Below are 20,589 nucleotides of genomic sequence, written 5' to 3'. Positions count from 1 at the left end.
TTGTGGAGCAAGGTTTCACCTTATCGAGGGAATGTTTGGTAACGAACACCCATCATTTGTTCCATACAGTGCACAACTTGGCAGCTGTAACCGAATTCGTTGTCGTACCAGATGTACAATACACAACGCTTGTCTTGTGCGATGGTCGCTTGTCCGTCCACCACTCCTGCGTGACGAGATCCAACTAGGTCGCTTGATACGATTTCTGTCGAATCTGTGTAATCTATTTGAGCAGAAAGCTCTGAGTTTAACGCCATTTCACGCAGGTAGTCGTTCAGTGAATCACGGTCTACATCTTCACCTAAGTTTAGGTTTGCAACAGCCATTGATACATTTGGAGTAGGGACGCGAATCGAGTTTCCAGATAACTTACCAGCTAGTTCAGGCAGTGCTTTTGCGACAGCTTTCGCAGCACCTGTTGAAGTGAGAACCATGTTCAAAGAGGCACTGCGACCACGACGATCGCCAGAGTGGAAGTTGTCGATGAGGTTTTGGTCGTTGGTATAAGAGTGTACCGTTTCAATATGACCCGAAAGAACACCATACTTGTCATTTAACGCTTTAAGGACCGGTGTAATGGCGTTGGTTGTACAACTCGCCGCAGAGATGATGGTGTCATCTTCTTGAATCACAGATTCATTCACACCAAATACGACGTTCTTGATTTCACCTTTACCTGGCGCAGTAAGCAGCACCTTTTCTGCCCCGCTACATGCTAGGTGTTGGCTTAGTCCCTCTGCATCACGCCAAACACCGGTGTTATCAACAACAAGTGCATCGTTAATACCGTAAACCGAGTAGTCCACATCACTTGGGTTGTTTGCGTATATGATTTGAATGTAGTTGCCGTTGATGATGAGGGCTTTGCGCTCTTCATCGATAACGATGCTGCCATTGAATTGACCGTGTACAGAGTCACGGCGCAATAGGCTCGCACGTTTTTCAAGGTCGCCTTTTTTACCGCCACGAACCACAATCGCACGCAAACGAAGTGGGTAACCTGGGCCGCTCTTTTCAATCAAGAGGCGAGTCAATAGGCGACCAATGCGACCGAAACCATAAAGAACCACATCACGAGCCGCTAAAGAAGAATCAGCATCACGGGCACCGTGCAAAGCTGTGTGCAAGAAGTCGTTTAGGGCAGAGGTGTCTTCGTGATCTTTCCAGTACATACCAGCAAGCTGGCCAACATCAACACGGCAAGATGAGATGCTCATTTCGCACAACGCTTGAATGATCGGCATGGTTTGTTCAAGAGATAGAGGACTTCCAGTGTAACGTCTTGCAATGCGGTGAGTTTTGAGAATGTCGATGGTGGTGGCGTTGATAAGTGTCTTACCAAAAAGAACTACTTCAATTCCTTTTTGACGATATAGCTTACCAATAAGAGGGGAAATAGATTCAGCAATCGTTTGGCTTGTTTGCCAGTCTTGGAGATATTTCTCTGGACTCATTGTTGTTTCGGACCTTTCACGTTTTGGGGGCTGACCTTACTTTCAGCTGTTACCTCAACGGTAGAGCGTGAAGTGAGGGTGTTATGTAATTGGGTTGTAATAATTATGTGTGCGGATTGTACGGGCTGAGGTCTTATTCTGCTAGGAAAAATAAATCCAGCTTAAAGTGTGGCAAATCGTCTTTTGATTAGTTGATTAATGTGACTAAGGCAGGGTCTTATGGGGATTGACTTTTTACAAATATAAAACTTAATTCGTGACTATAAAGGATCATCTCAAATAGAAAGGTTGCAACAATGATAGTTACCATTTGGAATTTGTGATGTTTGTATTCTTTAACACGAAAATGGTAAACGTCTTATCAACTTTTTAATGACCGTCTAGGGTTCACCAATGGTCTATGTCGATTTAACCAAATCTGTTTAAAAATGATGCTGCAAAATTTTGCAAGCAGTCACACTTTTTGTTCGGTTAACCTTGGTGCAACAAAGGGCTTTAAGTGTTGTTTTTGCCTATTTGAGCAGATAAGCGAAGCAAAAGCGCCAATAAAACCCTTCGCATAAGTTCATATTCAATCTATGAAAGTAGTCTAGTATTAATTCGAGGGCCTTTTCTTAACTCGGGCGAACGGATGATAAAACTTTCTATAAAATTACGTTTAGCTCTACTCGCACTGTTACCTGCGGTGGTTATTTCTGTGTTCGCCGTTCACCAATTTTCTATTAACTCTCAACGAGTCGCCAGACTCAACCAAACCGTCAGTAATATTCAAGGCTTGAAGTTGATTTCTGAAGCATCCCACTTTGTGTATGAGATGGAGAAAGAACGTCATCAATATGGAGAAGAGCAACCTCTTCCGATCGAAGTCAAAGTTCAACGAGACAAAGTCCTCGCGATTTACGACAAGTTCATGCAAAACAGTCACACAGTGGAATATTCCAATGATTTAAAGCAAGCCATGCTAGATGTGATCTCCGGCGACATAAAGGACAGTGTGGATGCAGGAGATTGGTCATTTCGACTCTTACAGGAGATGTCTGAGGCATTGGTTCAGCATTACCATCTATTTGACAGTGACGAAGCGCATTGGATGCAAGACTTCATAGCTTACCTCGCACAGCTTTCTTATTGGACGCAAAAAGAGGCGTGGCTGACCTATCGCTTGGTGTTAGAGCCGGAGAGTAAGCCCAATCAAGGCATGTTTTTCCAATCAATTGAGCGGCAGCAGCAAAGTTTGGAAGGGTTCATAAAGTTGGGGGCTTCAAATGAGCAAGTTGAGAAACTACTGGGCCTGTACACATCGCCGCGCTATCTTTCTAGCGTTGAAGCTCGTGGGCGTTTGATGGTAGGTGAGTTATCGCAATCGGACTATGTAACTTACCTTAGAGACCTTGACCACCGCGTACAACGCTTACAAGTAATGACGGCAGGGTTCACTCAAGAAGTCGAGAGTGCATTGTTAGTACAAGTCAGTTCGCAAAAACAAAGCATCACGCTGATGACGTCGGGAGTCATGGTCATCATCGTCTTATTGTGTTGGCTGGGGTTTGGTACTTGGTATCGAGTGCACAGCAAACTGGACTCTATCATTCACTCTCTCAACACGCTCATCCATGAACACGTTAAAGGGGAGAAAGTGGCCGTTGATGGTAATGATGAGTTCACCATTTTCGCGCAGCAAGTCAATCGTATGATGGAAGAGCAAAACCGACAGACAGAAGAGATTCTAAAAACCAAAGAGTCAGCTATCTCGGCTAACAGAGCAAAGTCAGTTTTCCTTGCCAGCATGTCCCATGAAATACGAACTCCATTGAATGGCATTATTGGGATGACGGAGATTCTGTCCCAAAGTGACCTTTCAGTTCATCAGAAAGAAGTCTTAACCGATATCGATACTTCGTCTCATACGTTGCTGACTCTTCTGAACGACATTCTCGATTTATCGAAAATTGAATCTGGTCACTTACAGCTTTCCTTAATCGAGACTGACATTCGCGAGGTCGTTTATCAGTCAATGATTTTGTTTCAATCTAAAGCAACGTCCAAGCAACTGGAACTAAACATTAACCTGGATGAACGTATTCCTCCGCGCATTATGGTCGACGATCACCGCATCAAACAGATCATCATGAACCTAGTCTCGAATGCGGTGAAGTTTACTCATGAAGGACACATTTCTGTCGATGTTGATTACCAAGAATCGACGACGCAAAAGAGCGTTTTCTTAACGTTTAGAGTGACAGATACAGGGGTAGGCATTGAGCGAGACAAACTGAATACCATCTTCGAACCTTTTACCCAAGAAGATGAAGGCATCTCGCGTCAGTTTGGTGGTACTGGATTAGGCTTAGCGATTTGTCGTCAATTGGTTGCCATGATGGGCGGCAAATTAACCGCGACATCATCGAAAGGGATAGGAACCCATTTCGAATTCTCAATCGAGGTAGAAGTGCTACCAATAGTTGGTTGGCGTTCAGAATTAATTCGAACGGGCATACTCATCACAGACCAATACCCTTACACCGACCAAATCGTTAAAGAATGCCGTTTAGCAGGAATACAACTTTCAGAGGTTAAGCGCATTGATGATTTGACCTTTTCTTCAAGAGAAGCTGAAGTCATTTTTTACTGCCATGATGGTAAAAGTACGTTGGACTCGGCCATCGATGAACTAGAGAAATATGTCGATGTGAGTCGAATCATTGTTTGTCAGCATCATCTCACTACGACCTATACCAACTCAGAGCGCATTCATGCGGTGTTGACTCAACCCTTCCTTGGTAATCGCTTCAGACATGCCATTGATGAGCTTGCTCAAGTCGAACAGAATAATAAAAGTTACGATGTCACGGCGTCGGCTGTCATTCATAACATTAACCAATCTCGAACTCATCGCCGGATTTTGATTGCAGAAGACAATTTGATGAACCAAAAGATTGCCAGTTTCTTTCTTGATAAAGCGGGCTACGATTATTTAATTGCCAGTAATGGACAAGAAGCATTAGAAGCCATTACAAAAGGAGAGCAATTTGATGCGATTCTGATGGATTGCATGATGCCTGTGATGGATGGCTTAACCGCCACAAAAGAGATACGTCGTTGGGAAAAAGAAGTGGGCAGCGATAAGATCACCATTATCGCTTTGACCGCGAGCGTACTAGAGGAAGACATTCAGAACTGCTTTGCGGCGGGTATGGATGCATACTTACCGAAACCTTACAAATCGAACCAACTATTTGAGTTGTTTAATGAACTAAAGCTTGCTTAAATCGCTCTGATGGGCCCTATGGCTACCGAACGATAATGAAAAGGAAGTAACATGTTCAAACTTGCTGTTATTGGAACTAACTGGATCTCCCAACAATTTGTTGAAGCGGCCATTCAAAGTAAAGAATTTTGCCTACAAGCGGTGTATTCACGTGATATTGATAAGGCACGTTCGTTTGGTGAGCCTTATAGCGCAGCGTCTTATTACGATAGTTTAGAATCCTTAAGTAAAGACTCAGATATCGATGCGGTCTACATTGCTAGTCCTAACTCTTTTCATGCGCCTCAAGCTATTCAAATGCTAAACGCTGGTAAGCATGTCATTTGTGAAAAGCCCATGGCGTCTAACTATCCTTTGGCACAAGCCATGTTTAAGGCTGCAGAAGCAAATGGCGTGGTGCTGTTCGAGGCCTTCATGTCGCCATACACACCAAACTTCCGAGTGTTGAAAGACAGCCTACCGACGATTGCCCCTATTCGTCATGCAACGATTAGCTACTGCCAATACTCCTCTCGTTACCAGAAATACCTAAACGGTGAAAACCCAAATACCTTCAACCCAGAGTTCTCTAATGGCTCAATCATGGACATTGGTTATTACTGTGTTGGTTCTGCGATTGAACTGTTTGGTGAGCCGAATAGTGTTCAAGCAAGTGCTCACATCTTATCATCAGGCGTAGATGGTTGTGGCAGCGTAACACTGGCGTACGATGGCTTTAATGTGAACCTATTACACTCTAAGGTGAGTGATTCACTCATTCCAAGTGAATTTCAAGGTGAGCGGGGCAGTGTGATTGTCGATATGATTGCGACAGGTCGTGGTGTTGAACGCATTCCGCGCGGTGAAGATAAAGAAGTCCTAACGCTGCCGCAAGAAGAGAACCACATGTTCTATGAAGCTCAAGCCTTTGCTAAACAACTTAAACTGGGTGTGATGGATGATCAAATGAAGCAGCGTTCATTGACCGTTGCAAAAGTACTGACCGAAGTAAGAAGGCAAACTGGCGTGGTTTTCCCTGCTGATAAGATGTCTTTACTTAGTTGAGGTTAGTTCGTTCAACTTCTCGTTTTTAAAACAACAAAGCCCTCGCCGTTGAAGTGAGGGCTTTGTTTTTCGGCGTTACTCGAAAGCGTCGTTACATTGAGACTTGTTGAGCTGAGAGCTTATTAATGGTTTTTTGGTACGTAATATAAGCCGCGATTCCAGCCATAAGGTTACCAATACAAGCGCCAATCAGTAGACCTTGAATGCCTCCCACCTGAGCCCCTACCCATAGACACGGTAGGAAGAACAAAAACAGGCGCAGGGCTGAGATGGTTAGTGCGGTATAAGATTTCCCCAGTGCGTTACAAATCGACACCATCAACATGCACACCCCAAGTGAACCTAAACTGATTGGGACAATCATCAAGTGCATGTGCAAGACTTGTTCTACTTGAGTATCACTTGTCATAAGTAAGGCGAGTGGGTTAGCTGCGGCAAAGGTTACTAGCGCAATCAACAACTGGAAACCAAGGATGAACTTAACGGCAATAGACACCAATGCGCGAATGTCGGTGTAGTTTTTCGCTCCTAATAAGCGTCCGACCATCGGCGGCATTGACATGGTTAACGCCAATACCGATACAATCGCAAAAAATTCATAGCGCGAGCCCAAAGCCCAAGATGCAACTGCCGCCGTACCAAAGCCTGCAAGTAGCTTGGTCGCTAACATAGATGATAGAGGTGGTAGAAGCTGGCTGATCATCGCTGGGCCCATGATATTACCGATGGACGTGATGCTCTTAACCACATTCAAATCCTGCCACTGGAAGGTTGCCCAATGGTTTTTTTGAACACGAGGAGCGACGACCAATATACCGAAACCAAAGGCGATGACGGTGGCAATTGCTGCGCCGTTAATCCCCAAATCAAACGTGAAGATAAACAACGGATCGAGCACTAAGTTCACGCCGCTGGTGACCATCATCATGGTGCCAGGTAGCATGGTGTTGCCATTTGCGCGGCAGATACTGTAGTAGAAATACAGCACCGCACCTACCCAAGAACTCAACAGCCACCAAGGCCAGTAACTGTCGATAATTGGCATTACGGTATCAGGTGCGCTCAACAGTGAGAGAATAGGGTAGCGCAACAACCAAATGAGCAAGCCGAATACTGCTACGCCCACCGATCCGATCATTAAAACCAGACCGCCTAATTGCTTTGCATAGCGGGTATCGTTTGCGCCTAATGCTTTTGAAATTACAGCGGTTGTTGCAATGCCAAGGCCGACTTGAATACCGATAACCACCATTTGAAGTGGTAGAGTAAAGCCCTGTGCAGCGAGAGGTAGCACACCTAGTTGGCCTATGAAGGCGCTGTCGACTAGCTGAAAGCTCATCAACGACAACACACCAAAGAGCATTGGCCATGTCATAGTAAATAGTTGTTTTGCTAGCGTCGGTTGTGCGGTAGAAGAAGTTAAAGGCATAGGAACGTTGAATGTTTTTGGAACTGAAGTTGATTTTATTGTACACAGTGTACAACAAAGAGACAAAAAGAAACCCCGAGCAAGTTATCCCTGCTCGGGGTTGAATTCTGAAACTAATTCGGCTTATTTTTTGCCGCTAGTTTGCTTGTCTTCTTCAGTCAGTTCGCGGATACGACGGCTGATGTCACGACGTGCTTTAGAGATTTCTGCACTCTTGATGATGTGATCGTCAACGCGGTCTTCGTAATCAGCTTTCATGTTTTTGATGATCGCTACGATTTCGTCGTGAGTCATTTCAGGTTTGATGTAGTCTAGTAGGTTCTCTAGAAGGTCTACACGCTTACGGTTATCACGAACTTTTTTCTCGTTATCAAGCAGCTCACGTTTTAGTTTGTTTTTACGACGAGCTTGGTTCACGATTTCAAATACGCTACTCATGGTTCCCTTTCCTAATTTGTGAATATCTGACTCGATTAAAGCACAACATCTCGTGGCATAACAGTCTTTAGATCAAACGTGGCGTAGGGTTGAACATTTATCCACCAATTCTGATGTGTTGTTAACACTCGTTACTGAAAAGCTTGGATTATCGTTCACTGAAATGCCCCAACTCGTTGTCATAGGAGTTTTGACGCTATATTATCAGCTTCATTAAAGACAATATGATGAAGCTCGAAATGAACTCTGGTAATACTGCGGAGCAAGTCGAAAGCCAAGAAATGGAATCAACCACCGACTCATTGGCAGATAAACTTAAAGCGGCTTACGTTACAGCAAGAACACAACTCGAAATCACAGAAGTCGAACTCAACCGTTCGAAGATAATGATGGTTGATGAGAATGGAAAGATGACCAAAGTGTCGATCTTATCAGAGCATTAAGACCTACCCCGAATCGCAAAGGGTGTCAGGTCCATGCGCTATGCTTTAGCCTGATACCCAAATTCAAATGCAAAAATAATAAGGAAATGCATTATGAAAGTTGAGCTAACGGCAATTGAAGCACGAGTAATTGGTTGCTTGATCGAAAAAGAAGTGACTACCCCCGACCAATACCCTCTGAGCCTTAACGCGCTAACGAATGCGTGCAATCAAAAAAGTAACCGCGAGCCGGTTATGTCTTTATCTGAAGCTGACGTTTTAGATGCAGTGGATGCGCTCATTGAGCGTCGACTTGTAAGTGATGAAAGCAGTTTTAATAGTCGAGTGAGTAAGTATCAGCATCGATTCTGTAATACAGAGTTCGGCGATTTACAGCTTAGCGTACAAGAGAAAGGCATCGTGTGTTGCATGCTGTTACGTGGTGCTCAAACGCCGGGTGAGATCCGTACGCGAACAAACCGTCTTGCTACTTTCAATGATGTTAAAGAAGTTGAAAACGCACTTGAGCTTTTAGCTGGTGAAGAAAGAGGCCCGCTTGTTGTAAAACTTCCTCGTGAGGCAGGTAAACGTGAGTCTCGTTACATGCACCTATTCTGTGGTGAAGTTGACATGAGCGAACTGGCCGTAGCGTCATCTGCTCCTTCTTCTGCCGGTGCCGAGCGCGTTGCTCAGCTAGAACAAGAAGTAGTGCAACTTCGTGAAGAATTAGAAGCACTAAAAGAACAGGTCGCGTCGCTGCTTTCATGAGTGACATTGCCGAGCAAAGCTGGAGTGTGTATCTGATCCGAAACAACCGCGATGCACTGTATTGTGGTGTGACGAATGATGTACAGCGACGCTTTAAACAGCATCAAACGGGAAAAGGTGCGAAAGCACTGAAAGGGAAGGGGCCACTGACTTTGGAGTGGTCATCTTGTTTTGAAAGTAAAAGTGTTGCGATGAAAGCGGAATATTTCATCAAACAACTGACCAAAACAAAGAAAGAGCAATTGGTAGAAGAAGTCGCGAAGATCAACGTCGATGACAATCAAACGCTTTCTTTTCAAATGCGGTAAGTCAAACGTGCACGGAAAAACAAGAGCAAAAATAACGCCATTCAAACGCGATGTTGAATGAGTCAGAAAATGCAAAACTGTGCTGCTAATCCAAGGTTTGATACCTCAAGCAAACACTTCTTTTTCAAAAAGACAAACCGCCTTCAAATGGCGGTTTATTTTTGACGGGGGTGGGTATCATTTCCGTCGGTAGTAACACATAATACGGTAATGCCCCGCAAGGCTTAATAGAAACATTTATAGAGACTCAAGCATCTGAAGTTACTTGGGTATACAAGCGGGCTTTTATGGATATGTGCAAATAGGGTAAAGGATGACTCGGCTAGGTAATAAAATAGAGCAGCGACATGCTCCATAAAAAACTATAAGAGCAACACATGAAAAAAGCGGTACTACTTTCTCTGATTTCTATGATCGGTTTTTCACCGATTTCACATGCGACACAAGTGCTTAATGGCTATTGGGCATACCAAGATTTTCTTGATGAGTTTCCTGAGCAAAGAAAGCTGACCAATGCCTTAGCAGAAGCCGTTCGCGAACGTCCTGTGCCATTCTCTAAAACCAGAACACGTCCACTTAAAATATCCGTCGTATATCCGGGTCAACAAGTGTCAGATTACTGGGTACGAAACATTGCTGCTTTTGAAAAGCGTTTAGATAAGTTGAATATTAACTATCAAATTAACCAAGTGTTTACGCGTCCGAATGCCGATATAAAGCAACAGAGTTTGTCTTTAATGGAAGCATTAAAAAGTAAATCTGATTACTTAATCTTCACTCTGGATACCACCAGACATCGTAAATTTGTTGAACATGTATTGGATTCAACAAATACCAAGCTGATTTTACAAAATATCACTACGCCAGTACGAGAGTGGGACAAACATCAGCCGTTTTTATATGTTGGGTTTGACCATGCAGAGGGCAGTCGAGAATTAGCAACGGAATTCGGAAAGTACTTCCCAAAACACACTTATTACAGCGTGCTTTATTTTTCTGAGGGTTACATTAGTGACGTAAGAGGTGATACTTTTATTCACCAAGTTAACCGTGATAATAACTTTGAGCTACAATCAGCCTACTATACAAAAGCAACAAAGCAGTCTGGTTACGATGCTGCGAAAGCGAGTTTAGCCAAATACCCAGATGTTGATTTTATTTATGCTTGCTCTACTGATGTGGCGTTGGGTGTGGTTGATGCGCTTTCTGAATTGGGAAGAGAAGACATTATGATTAACGGATGGGGTGGGGGCTCTGCCGAGTTAGACGCCATCCAAAAAGGCGATCTCGACATTACTGTCATGCGTATGAATGACGACACCGGGATTGCGATGGCAGAAGCCATTAAGTGGGACTTGGAAGGAAAGCCAGTACCTACCGTGTATTCCGGTGATTTTGAAATTGTCACGAAAGCGGATTCACCGGAAAGAATCGAAGCGCTTAAGAAGCGTGCATTTAGATACTCAGATAATTGATGACAATACGTTCAAACGCCAAAAAGCGTCGCTCTCTTGCGACGCTCATTACAAAGATCATCATTCTTGTTCTCGCCCCGATCATTCTCGGGATTTTTATTCAGAGCTATTACTTCTCTAAACAGATCATTTGGCAAGAAGTAGACAGGACCAAGCAACAAACTTCTGCTCTGATACACAACATTTTCGATAGCCATTTCGCGGCGATTCAAATCCATCACGATAGCAATACAAAAAGTGAAGTGATTCGTAATTTTTACGTCGACAGAAATACAGATGCGTTGAATTACTTCTTCCTCAGTATTGACCAAAGCGATCCTGCTCATACACCAGAATTTCGTTTTCTGACTGACCATAAAGGCATCATTTGGGATGATGGCAATGCACACTTTTATGGCGTGAACGATCTTATCCTTGATAGTCTCGCCAATCGCGTCACGTTCAGTAACAACTGGTATTACGTTAATGTGATGACCTCGATTGGTTCTCGACATATGTTGCTTCGCCGTGTACCCGTAATAGCCCCGCCGACCGGAGAGGTCTTGGGTTTTTCCTTTAATGTGGTTGTGTTAGATAACAATTTCGCACTAATGGAAAAACTTAAAAGCGAGAGTAACGTGGATAACGTCGTAATGGTTGCCAACAATGTCCCGCTAGCAAACTCTCTCATAGGGGATGAAGCATACAGTGTTGCAGACGTATTGCAGCGTAAAGGATCACAAAAGAAACTCGATAAGCTGCTCGTCATAGAAACTCCGATTGAAGTTAATGCGGTGACGACAGAATTGTATTTGCTCACGGTGCAAGATAATCACAGTGTCGTGACGCTGCAAATCCAGCACCTTTTAGCCATGCTGGCTTCGATTGTTGGCATGATTATGATTGCGTTGCTGACCAAGGAATGGATTGAGAGTAAAGTCTCGGCTCAACTGGAATCATTGATGTCTTACACGCGTTCCGCGCGTGAGGAAAAAGGGTTTGAACGATTTAACGGTTCAAATATTGAAGAGTTTGATCATATAGGATCAACGCTGGAAAGCACCTTTGAAGAGCTAGAAGCGCAGAAGAAGTCTTTCCGAGATCTGTTTAATTTTGCGTTATCGCCAATCATGGTTTGGTCGGAAGAAAGTATCTTGATTCAGATGAACCCAGCAGCACGCAAAGAGTTGGTGATAGATGACGATCATGAAACTATGCATCCGGTCTTCCAAGGTTTCAAAGAGAAACTGACCCCACACCTGAAAATGGCTGCTCAAGGAGCGACATTGACAGGGGTTAACGTACCTATTGGCAACAAGATATACCGTTGGAATTTATCGCCAATTCGTGTTGATGGTGATATCAGCGGTATTATCGTTCAGGGTCAAGATATCACGACCCTCATCGAAGCCGAAAAGCAGAGTAACATTGCACGGCGTGAGGCAGAAAAGTCCGCGCAAGCTCGTGCTGATTTTCTCGCAAAGATGAGCCATGAAATTCGAACGCCAATTAACGGTATTTTGGGTGTCGCACAGTTATTAAAAGATACGGTGGAAACCGAAGAACAGAAGAATCAAATCGATGTGCTTTGCCATAGTGGTGAGCATTTATTGGCAGTTTTGAATGATATCTTAGACTTTTCCAAGATTGAGCAAGGTAAGTTCAATATTCAAAAGCACCCGTTTTCGTTTAATGACACCATTCGCACGCTAGACAACATCTATCGTCCAATTTGTAATAACAAGAGCGTTGAACTCATCATTGAGAACAAGCTCGATCAAGATGTCGAAATCTTTACTGATCAAGTTCGACTCAATCAGATTTTGTTTAACTTAGTCAGCAATGCGGTGAAGTTCACGCCATCCGGAAGCGTTCATCTAAAAGCAGAGTTAGAGCAATTTTATGGCGCAGAGAACAGTGTCTTGGTTGTTGAGATCATCGATACAGGGATTGGTATTGAATCGGATAAGCTTGACCAAATGTTCGAACCTTTCGTTCAAGAAGAGGCAACAACCACTCGTGAATACGGCGGTAGTGGCCTAGGTTTGACCATCGTGAAGAACCTTGTCGACATGCTAGAAGGTGACGTTCAAGTTCGTAGTAGCAAAGGACATGGCACCACATTTGTCGTCACGCTACCTGTGAAAGACCGAGCGCGTGTACTTCGTCCTTTGGATGCCAGTCAGCGTGTAAAACCAGAAGCCTTGTTTGATGAAAGCTTAAAAGTCTTGCTGGTGGAAGACAATCATACCAATGCCTTTATCCTTCAAGCATTTTGTAAGAAATACAAAATGCAGGTGGATTGGTCGAAAGACGGTTTAGAGGCGATGGAATATCTGTCTGACAATAATTACGATCTGATATTGATGGATAATCAACTGCCGCACCTTGGTGGTATCGAAACGACGCACGAGATACGCCAGAATTTACGGCTGGGCACGCCTATTTACGCATGTACTGCAGATACTGCAAAAGAAACCAGTGACGCATTTATGGCAGCAGGGGCGAACTATGTGCTGCTCAAACCGATCAAAGAGAACGCATTGCACGAGGCATTTGTCGATTTCAAGCAGCGATTCTTAGTAGAAAGAACGTAATTAAAAACCGAAACAGAGGGGCGTAGTGGCCCCTCTTATCGTTGACACTACTGATTCGTTATATTGTCGCTGCAGAAAAGGATTGTTCAAGCAACTCTGTTTTGAGTTCTTCCGTCATATTCAAAGGCTCCGCAAATTGCACTCCAATAATCCAACCCTTGGCAAGTTTCTTAATGTTTGCAACGGAGCAGCGATTGTCATCATCAATATAACCGCTTAGAGGTGAGTCTATCGTGATCTTATCACCTACTAAGAACTCTGGTTCTATCATGGTTGAGATCCCACAACCGGATAACGAGAAATCAATCAAGCAGCCTTCGTATTTATTGTTCATATGGTCGATAGCGCAACCCAGCTGTAGCTTGTAGCGTTCATGTTCTCGCACGGGCTTGGTCGCGAATGTGGCGGGAATACGAATAAATAACAACGGAGATGGACGTAGAATATTCATCAGAACGCTGGTTTTAAAAGCAATCACGTGTCCCAAATCCGTATCTGAAACGCCTCGAATGACCACATCGACATTGTTGAGCTTACGGAGTGCTTGTTCTTCCAGTAGCCGTGTTGGAATATCGAGAATGATATAAGCGTTTTCTTTCAATCCAATATAAGTCGCAGCGTAACTGTATTTGTCTTCCGAGCTGAACTCGAAGTTAACCCAGAGGCGCATTCCTGTTTTTAAAAATCGATGTAATTCGTCTTTGCTGTGAGTTGAAGGCATAACATCTGACGTTGTAATTTATTATGCCCAACAGGTTATCAAAACGGCATTTTGGCTTTCAATAGTCGGAGACAAAAGTCGTGCAATTTTATTCTTATCTGTGAACGGGGGGCTGATATTTTTGACCAGGGTCTTGTTTCATTAAAACATTGCTTGCCACAATGCTGCCACACGTAACCAAAAAGAGTGCGCACCAAGTTAAAATATCTGGTCTTTCGTTGAAAACCGGTATCGCCAGCAAAGTCGCGAGCACCGGGGTTAAGGAACCGAAGGCTGCACTCGCTTCTGCCCCAATGTTTTTTACGGCATAGAGGAAGGTGAAAGAGGCAACTAACCCAGCGCCAACACCTTGCAGTAAGATATGTCCAAAGAGTTCACTCCATGGCCATTTGTTTAAGGGAGTGATGGCGAGGTAACTGTCTGTCCAACCAAAACCGATGGCAACGATAAGCATCGCAAACGAGATGATCGATACAAACCCAGCGCAAACCTGTGCACTCAAATTTGCTACACGAGCACTGATAGTAAACGTGGCCCACATCAAACTACCCAGCAAAAACAAAAAATGCCCTTTAAGTTGGGGCCAATTGTATTCACTTGCCAAGTTGGACAATAAAAAAACAGCTATACCAAACAACACCGCCGAGAGACCAATAATTCGATGCCGGCTGAGTGGTTGTTGAAAGCAAATTACCGCGATAGCAGATACAAATAAAGGCAAGGTTCCTGGGACGAGAGCACTGCCATGCGCGACAGGGGCAAACTGCATTGCAGTGCCAACAATCAACAAGTAAGGCAAGCCACTGCCAAGAAGGAGACCGAGGAGGTATTTGTTGGGGACCGCGCGCACGTGATCCATCGATTTGATGACGAATGGAAATAAGACTAAGGCCGGGATGAGAAATCGGGTGAGAGCAATGTCTGCTGGCTCAAGATTAGAAATCGCCCCGCCTTTGAGGGACAGAAAAAAACCAGCCCAAAGAAAAAGGGTGGTGAGCATCGCGGCGTATCCTAAAGCCATCATGTGTCCAATGTTTTGTGAATAATGTGTTAATTATCGGATGAAAGTGACGATTAATGGTGGCAAAATATAGCGCTATATTGCTCGATATTGATGATTTTAATCTCAATGAAAGCTTTTGTTAGTGAAATTTGGCATGGATGATGAAATGGATAAAATAGATCGCCAATTACTTCATTTGATTCAACAAGACGCGACGATGACGACGAGTGAGCTTGCAGATAAAGTCGGACTCTCTGCCTCACCTTGTGCAAGAAGGATCAAACGTCTAGAGCAGGAGGGGGTCATTAGCGGTTATAGGGCAATGATTTCACGTGATAAAGCGGGCATCGCGATGACGGTGTTTGTTGAGGTCAGTTTGAATAATCACCAAGCAACCTCTATTGATGATTTTGAACAAGCCATCGGTGATATGGAAGAGGTCATCTCTTGTCATGTTGTTTCTGGGGCGTACGACTATCTGCTCGAAGTCGTAAGCAAAGATCTGATGGGTTATGAGTCGTTTACTCGAAAATTACAACGATTGGAAAATGTAAAAGACATCCACACGCACTTAGCCATTCGACAAGTGAAGGGTAATGGTAATCTTCCTATTTATACTCAGACTTAAGTTGATGCTAAATCATAAAGTGGTTTCGAAAGGTAAGTAAACATGAAGTGGTTAGATAGGCTGCGTATCGCTCATTATCACCGTAAACGATATAAGCAATTTGGTGACGACAAGGCAAAAACATTAGGTTGGCAGGACAAGTTTAGCCAAGTAAGTCGCTTTGAAGTCTTGTGTCATGATTTGCCGCTTGATGGTGCGAGCCTTGTAGATATCGGATGTGGTTATGCTGATTTACTTGAATATTTAGAGCAAAAAGATATCTGCTTATCTGGCTATATCGGAATTGACCAGCAGAAGCAGTTCATTTCTGTGGCTAGGCAAAGAGCCTTTAAAACACACGCGGATCACATACGAGGAGACTTTTCCAAACTTGTGCTGCCGAGTGCGGACTATGTCTTGGCTTCTGGCTCTTTGAATTATCAATCAGCTAATCCAAATCATACTGTCGAGATGATTGAGAAGATGTATCGGGCGGCGAAGATAGTCTGTGCGTTTAACTTATTGGATGAGGCAAAGTTACCGAGTATGAAGATGCTTGAATCGCACAACAAAGAGGGAATACTGCGTTATTGCCGACTGTTATGTAAGGACAGTTATTTGGTTGAAGGGTATTCCGAGCACGATTTCACTATTGTGATGCCAAAACATTAAATCGCCTTTCGTTTAGCGAGCAATAAAAAACGGAGTCAGTTGCCTGACTCCGCTTGGTGATTCTTTTAAGCCTTATTGGTATTTGTATTTTGAGATCTCACAGTTGCCTGTGTGTCTATCAACCTTAAATGAGAACGCGGCTGAATGGTATTCCCTCCCATCGCTCCAAATTGTCTCTCCGAAGATTTTACAAAGGTCCAAGTCACTGATTGAACCGAACTGTTTAACGTGCCTAACTACTGACAAAAACTTGGCTTTGGTAGCATTAGGACAATCCCTGTTACTTAATCGATTGATAACCATTTTTGTAGCATCATCTCCAGCCAAATGTGACTTTATATTAAATTTTGTTAATGGGTAAATTACCCAAAAACTGGTCGTAAGTAAAGCGTTATTGTGACGGATGTCTCTATAAAATGACCTGTTTGATTATTAATTGCTCAATTTGAAAGGGGGAACAATCCCAATATGAACAGAATCATTCAGAGCTGTTTCGTGCATAATTAATAGCGTCGATTTCCATGCCATATTGATTGGCAAGTGTGAGGTACTTTCCTGCCAAAATTCGGAAGTCATTTTGCATTTCTAATGTATTGGTCAGATACCAGTTCGCCGTGATCTCGTTCGACTTAGCGCCTTCCTTCTGGCAATAAAAGACAATGCGTTTCCAATTTTCAGCGATGGTTTGAGAGCGATGCATCAGGGCGTTTATAGCGCGTGACATTTCGATGAAATCCTCTCGTTGTTCCTCTGACTCCAACAATTGCTTTTTCAAGCGGTTTTTATTGGAAGGCGTACGCCAAAGTTTGCTTAACTCATTCGTTGAAAATGTTTGTGAGTACATCTGACTATCGTTGTATTCTTTTAGGCTCTCATTAAACAAGCGAGCATGTTCATTGTAATTGGACTCTAAACGACTGAATTGGGTAAGATTGTCATTCCACGAAGCGTGGTCACATTGAATATTGGCGAATGCTGGAAGCGGAACTAGGAGCAATATCCATTTGAGCTTGTTCATCATTGTTGTCACGTAAGTTATGCATCTGCTATCAGTATAGATGCTGTATGGGCGTCGTTGATATAAAGAAGAAAAGGAATAGGACATGAAGAAAGCACTGATTGCACTGGTCATTTTATTTCTGCTTGGAGGCGCTGGGGCAGGGTACTACTTCTTCTTTATGCAAAAAGACGAGCCTGTCGCTGAAGCGCCGCTTAAGCCTGAAAAAGAGGTGGGTCCAAAAGAGGAACCAAAACCTATCATGGATTTGGAAGTGCCTGCTCCAGAGGTCACCGAATACTATGTCACAGAACGCCGCATCAACGTGTATAACAAACCCGATAACCAATCATTGATTGTTGATGCTCTATATAAGGGTGAGAAAGTATCGGTGCTGGAGAAAGCTGATGGTTGGTTTCGCCTCTCGGATTACATTGTTTATGAAGAGGGCGGGGAAGAAACGGCAGAATGGGTCGATGCGAAAGAGCTATCGGATTCACAACCGGTGATTAAAGAACAAGAGCGCTTGGAAATATTGGACAGCTACTTACAAAAGTCCGATGATTTGAAAGTACACTTAGATATATTCCGTAATAAAACGCAGCAATTGCTTGATGACGAAACGTGTGCGCCTAGTGACTTCGAAGAGCTTGGAGGATGGGTTCGCTCTGTGACGTATAAAAAGCGCAATGTGTATTTCATATATTGCGGCGGGCTAGAACAAGAAAACAAAATCTATTTAGATGTCGATAAAGGTGAAATATTTTATCGATGAATGTCTGTTGAACGCTGGTGGATGTTGTTTTCCAAGGTTGGAAACAGAGATTTATAACTTTTTAGTTGTTAACTATAAGCAATAGGAATACTATCTGCGAGCTGAGTTGAAGAACTCGGCTCGTTTTGTTTTAAGTGAGCTATCATGCCTTGGATTTACGTTAGAAAACTGTTTTTGCTGCTACTTGCAATGGTGCTATCGCCAATGCAAGCTTCTGCTGCGCAGTTAGAGCATAAATCGCATTTACCTCACTTCTCTAAGTTACAACCTTTTACGGTTGCTAACTCCGCAACGAACTCTCCGGTTGATATCTCCGAGCTGACAGAAGAGTCTACTCAGTCTCCTGTTTCAGAGGGGCATGCCAGCCAAGATTCATTCGCTATTTTTAACTCTCAGCGTTGGACATCGCACCTACGTGAGAATATCGACGACGAACATGTTGATTTCGTTGGCGATCTAACCAGTCCTTTTTACGCCGATGCTGGTTATGCTTATAGCCTAATGGACATCAGTTGGCGTCAAAACCAATCTACCTTTCACCATTTTGTTAGTGACCATCGCATTGCTGGTTGGAAAGACACTAATGCCATGTACGTCGCTCTCAATAGTCAGTTTTCAGCTTAAACACCATCACTCTGCACATCTTGTGCATTCTTAACACGACAACATTTTTACAGGGCGAGTGATCGTTCTGCGCATTCCATACCTGCTTTTAGTTGGGTAATCGTTTTGTCGTGTCTTGAATTTAACTATTTGAATATTCACTGATTAGTGAATGGATGATGTTTACATGAAGAAAACACCGAAACCACAAAAAACCAGAAAAGTGCTGAACCATTACTCAGCATGGAAATATGTCGTATTAATTACGACCGTTATCATCTTAACTTTGAGCGCAATCCCAACTTGGTTTGGCGAGCAGCCGTCTATTCAGGTTACGTTTGCTGACCAAAACAACAGTGCGATGTCAGTGGTTCAATTGGATCAGCTATTAAAGTCGCATCACATTCCTGCGTCGAAGATCATTGAGAAAGACGGCCAAACTACAATCGTTTTCGATGGCGAAGATGCACAAAGTAAAGCGAGGGCTCTGTTAAACGAACAATTGAACAAAGACGACAGCATTACGTTCTCTTACGTATCGGTTGCACCAGAGTGGCTAAATGAAATGGGCTTTAGCCCAATCAAGCTAGGTTTGGATTTACGTGGTGGTGTGCAATTCCTACTGAACGTAGATGTAAATAAAGCATTCGAAGAACAACGTGACGCATTAGTAGACGAGATCAAAGCAAGCCTTCGTGAAGAGCGTGTTCGTGGTGTTCAGGTTCGCGCCGAAGCGGGCAACCACATTGCGGTAAACAGTGAAAACGAGGAAGGCTTGAAAGCAGCAAGCCAATTCCTTCGCCAAAACTACCCTGGCTGGACGATGACAAGCACAGACCGAGGCTTTGAACTTCAACCAAGTGAACAAAACATCCAAGAGTTCCAAACGACTACGTTGCAACAAAACTTGAAGATCATGCGCGGTCGTATAGAAGAACTCGGTATTACCGAGGCGATGGTTCAACGTCAAGGTAAAGAGAGTATTCGTATCGAACTTCCTGGTGTTCAAGATCCTGCCCAAGCGAAAAACGTTATCGGTGCAACAGCGAGTCTTGCTTTCTATGAAGTGAAAGATGCAAGCCAAGCACGAAGCAGCCAAGATCTTGTTCTAAAAGACAACGATGGCCGTACCGTTATTCTTGCTAAACGTCCTGTCCTTACTGGTGAGCACATTGTAAACGCACGTGCCGGCGTGGATAAAATGGGCATGTCAGAAGTAAACATCTCTCTAGACCACGCGGGTGGTAAGAAGATGAGTGACTTCTCCGCGACTCACATTGGTAAGCCTATGGCGACCGTGTACCGTGAGTACAATACAAATGAACGCGGCATGACAGAGCGCAGTGAACGTGTCATCAGTGTTGCAACGATTCAATCTCAACTTGGTAGCCAATTCCGCATCACAGGTGCTGGCAGCATGGATGAAGCGCAACAACTAGCTTTGCTTCTGCGTGCAGGCTCTCTAACTGCCCCAGTAACGATTGTTGAAGAGCGCACAATTGGTGCTTCTCTTGGTGCAGAAAACATTCAAAACGGCTTTGCTGCGCTTGCGCTAGGTATGGGCTTAACGCTCACCTTTATGGCGCTTTGGTACCGTCGTTTAGGTTGGGTTGCAAACGTAGCACTTTGTGCAAATATGCTTTGCTTGCTTGGCTTAATCGCGCTGCTTCCAGGCGCGGTACTTACATTGCCTGGTATTGCCGGTTTGGTATTGACCGTAGGTATGGCAGTGGATACCAACGTAATTATCTTTGAACGTATTAAGGACAAAATGCGAGAGGGTCGCAGCTTCGCTCAAGCGATTGACCTCGGTTTTGACAGTGCATTTGCAACCATCCTTGATGCCAACATCACCACCATGATCACAGCAGTGATTCTATACGCGATCGGTAACGGTCCAATTCAGGGCTTTGCTTTAACACTAGGCTTGGGTCTGATGACCAGTATGTTTACTGGCGTATTCGCTTCTCGTGCAATGATTAATTTAATTTGGGGCCGTGATGGCCGTCGTGATGTAAGGGTTTAAATC

18 protein-coding genes are annotated in these 20,589 nt (G+C 43.8%); 12 read left to right on the top strand and 6 right to left on the bottom strand.

Features of this window, described 5'->3' with window-relative positions:
• Positions 1-20 precede the first annotated feature (20 nt).
• Positions 21-1,454 (bottom strand): glyceraldehyde-3-phosphate dehydrogenase, encoded by a 1,434-nt coding sequence (locus OQJ86_RS09810; RefSeq protein ID WP_039974968.1) that lies wholly within the window; start codon positions 1,452-1,454, stop codon positions 21-23.
• 631 nt (positions 1,455-2,085) lie between these two features.
• Between OQJ86_RS09810 and OQJ86_RS09805 the strand changes: the two genes are divergently transcribed.
• Entirely contained in the window at positions 2,086-4,722 is a 2,637-nt protein-coding gene (locus tag OQJ86_RS09805) for a hybrid sensor histidine kinase/response regulator (protein WP_105067350.1), read from the top strand.
• A gap of 51 nt (positions 4,723-4,773) precedes the next feature.
• Positions 4,774-5,766 carry a Gfo/Idh/MocA family protein gene (locus tag OQJ86_RS09800; protein ID WP_171374532.1) on the top strand — a complete coding sequence of 331 codons (993 nt, stop codon included), beginning with the start codon at positions 4,774-4,776 and terminating at the stop codon, positions 5,764-5,766.
• 91 nt (positions 5,767-5,857) lie between these two features.
• Here the strand turns inward: OQJ86_RS09800 and OQJ86_RS09795 are convergent, their stop codons facing one another.
• Together OQJ86_RS09795 and OQJ86_RS09790 are read right to left on the bottom strand one after the other, a co-directional pair.
• Positions 5,858-7,195 carry an MATE family efflux transporter gene (locus OQJ86_RS09795; RefSeq protein ID WP_042600205.1) on the bottom strand — a complete coding sequence of 446 codons (1,338 nt, stop codon included), beginning with the start codon at positions 7,193-7,195 and terminating at the stop codon, positions 5,858-5,860.
• Between the two features lie 123 nt (positions 7,196-7,318).
• A complete protein-coding gene (locus OQJ86_RS09790) occupies positions 7,319-7,633 on the bottom strand; it encodes a DUF496 family protein (RefSeq protein ID WP_005373603.1) in 315 nt (104 codons plus the stop codon).
• Between the two features lie 227 nt (positions 7,634-7,860).
• On the opposite strand from OQJ86_RS09790, the gene OQJ86_RS09785 reads away from it, so the two are divergent.
• The 5 genes from OQJ86_RS09785 to luxQ all read left to right on the top strand — a co-directional run bounded on the left by OQJ86_RS09785 (position 7,861) and on the right by luxQ (position 13,182).
• On the top strand, positions 7,861-8,076 hold the full coding sequence (locus OQJ86_RS09785; protein ID WP_042604483.1) for a hypothetical protein: 216 nt from the start codon (positions 7,861-7,863) through the stop codon (positions 8,074-8,076).
• A gap of 93 nt (positions 8,077-8,169) precedes the next feature.
• Positions 8,170-8,823 (top strand): YceH family protein, encoded by a 654-nt coding sequence (locus OQJ86_RS09780; RefSeq protein ID WP_038867365.1) that lies wholly within the window; start codon positions 8,170-8,172, stop codon positions 8,821-8,823.
• Entirely contained in the window at positions 8,820-9,131 is a 312-nt protein-coding gene (locus OQJ86_RS09775; protein ID WP_038877626.1) for a GIY-YIG nuclease family protein, read from the top strand. Before OQJ86_RS09780 ends, OQJ86_RS09775 begins: the two co-directional genes overlap by 4 nt.
• A 377-nt stretch (positions 9,132-9,508) precedes the next feature.
• Positions 9,509-10,606 carry an autoinducer 2-binding periplasmic protein LuxP gene (locus OQJ86_RS09770; protein WP_265987599.1) on the top strand — a complete coding sequence of 366 codons (1,098 nt, stop codon included), beginning with the start codon at positions 9,509-9,511 and terminating at the stop codon, positions 10,604-10,606.
• The gene (gene luxQ / locus OQJ86_RS09765) at positions 10,606-13,182 is read left to right on the top strand and encodes a quorum-sensing autoinducer 2 sensor kinase/phosphatase LuxQ (RefSeq protein ID WP_045404618.1); all 2,577 of its coding nucleotides are present in this window, start codon (positions 10,606-10,608) and stop codon (positions 13,180-13,182) included. The genes OQJ86_RS09770 and luxQ overlap by 1 nt, the downstream gene beginning before the upstream one ends.
• A 58-nt stretch (positions 13,183-13,240) precedes the next feature.
• Here luxQ and OQJ86_RS09760 read toward each other — a convergent pair whose 3' ends face one another.
• Both OQJ86_RS09760 and OQJ86_RS09755 read right to left on the bottom strand, forming a co-directional pair.
• Positions 13,241-13,903 carry a flagellar brake protein gene (locus tag OQJ86_RS09760; RefSeq protein ID WP_265987598.1) on the bottom strand — a complete coding sequence of 221 codons (663 nt, stop codon included), beginning with the start codon at positions 13,901-13,903 and terminating at the stop codon, positions 13,241-13,243.
• A 94-nt stretch (positions 13,904-13,997) separates the two neighbouring features.
• On the bottom strand, positions 13,998-14,924 hold the full coding sequence (locus OQJ86_RS09755) for a DMT family transporter (protein WP_042604513.1): 927 nt from the start codon (positions 14,922-14,924) through the stop codon (positions 13,998-14,000).
• Between the two features lie 148 nt (positions 14,925-15,072).
• On the opposite strand from OQJ86_RS09755, the gene OQJ86_RS09750 reads away from it, so the two are divergent.
• Together OQJ86_RS09750 and OQJ86_RS09745 are read left to right on the top strand one after the other, a co-directional pair.
• Positions 15,073-15,534 (top strand): Lrp/AsnC family transcriptional regulator, encoded by a 462-nt coding sequence (locus OQJ86_RS09750; RefSeq protein WP_038867482.1) that lies wholly within the window; start codon positions 15,073-15,075, stop codon positions 15,532-15,534.
• A gap of 42 nt (positions 15,535-15,576) precedes the next feature.
• Positions 15,577-16,185: a class I SAM-dependent methyltransferase gene (locus OQJ86_RS09745; protein ID WP_265987597.1), complete on the top strand. Its 609-nt coding sequence runs from the start codon at positions 15,577-15,579 to the stop codon at positions 16,183-16,185.
• Positions 16,186-16,663: 478 nt separating this feature from the next.
• Here OQJ86_RS09745 and OQJ86_RS09740 read toward each other — a convergent pair whose 3' ends face one another.
• A complete protein-coding gene (locus OQJ86_RS09740) occupies positions 16,664-17,317 on the bottom strand; it encodes an ATPase (RefSeq protein WP_265987596.1) in 654 nt (217 codons plus the stop codon).
• Between OQJ86_RS09740 and OQJ86_RS09735 the strand changes: the two genes are divergently transcribed.
• The 3 genes from OQJ86_RS09735 to secD all read left to right on the top strand — a co-directional run bounded on the left by OQJ86_RS09735 (position 17,289) and on the right by secD (position 20,586).
• A complete protein-coding gene (locus tag OQJ86_RS09735; protein ID WP_265987595.1) occupies positions 17,289-17,957 on the top strand; it encodes an SH3 domain-containing protein in 669 nt (222 codons plus the stop codon). The two genes, OQJ86_RS09740 and OQJ86_RS09735, sit on opposite strands and share 29 nt — an antisense overlap.
• 144 nt (positions 17,958-18,101) lie before the next feature.
• Entirely contained in the window at positions 18,102-18,581 is a 480-nt protein-coding gene (locus OQJ86_RS09730; RefSeq protein ID WP_038877615.1) for a hypothetical protein, read from the top strand.
• 166 nt (positions 18,582-18,747) lie between these two features.
• The gene (gene secD, locus OQJ86_RS09725; RefSeq protein ID WP_265987594.1) at positions 18,748-20,586 is read left to right on the top strand and encodes a protein translocase subunit SecD; all 1,839 of its coding nucleotides are present in this window, start codon (positions 18,748-18,750) and stop codon (positions 20,584-20,586) included.
• Positions 20,587-20,589: the final 3 nt, after the last annotated feature.

Source organism: Vibrio sp. Sgm 5 (assembly GCF_026241575.1).
Lineage (GTDB): Bacteria > Pseudomonadota > Gammaproteobacteria > Enterobacterales > Vibrionaceae > Vibrio > Vibrio jasicida.
This window is presented reverse-complemented; position numbering and strand designations above follow the sequence as displayed.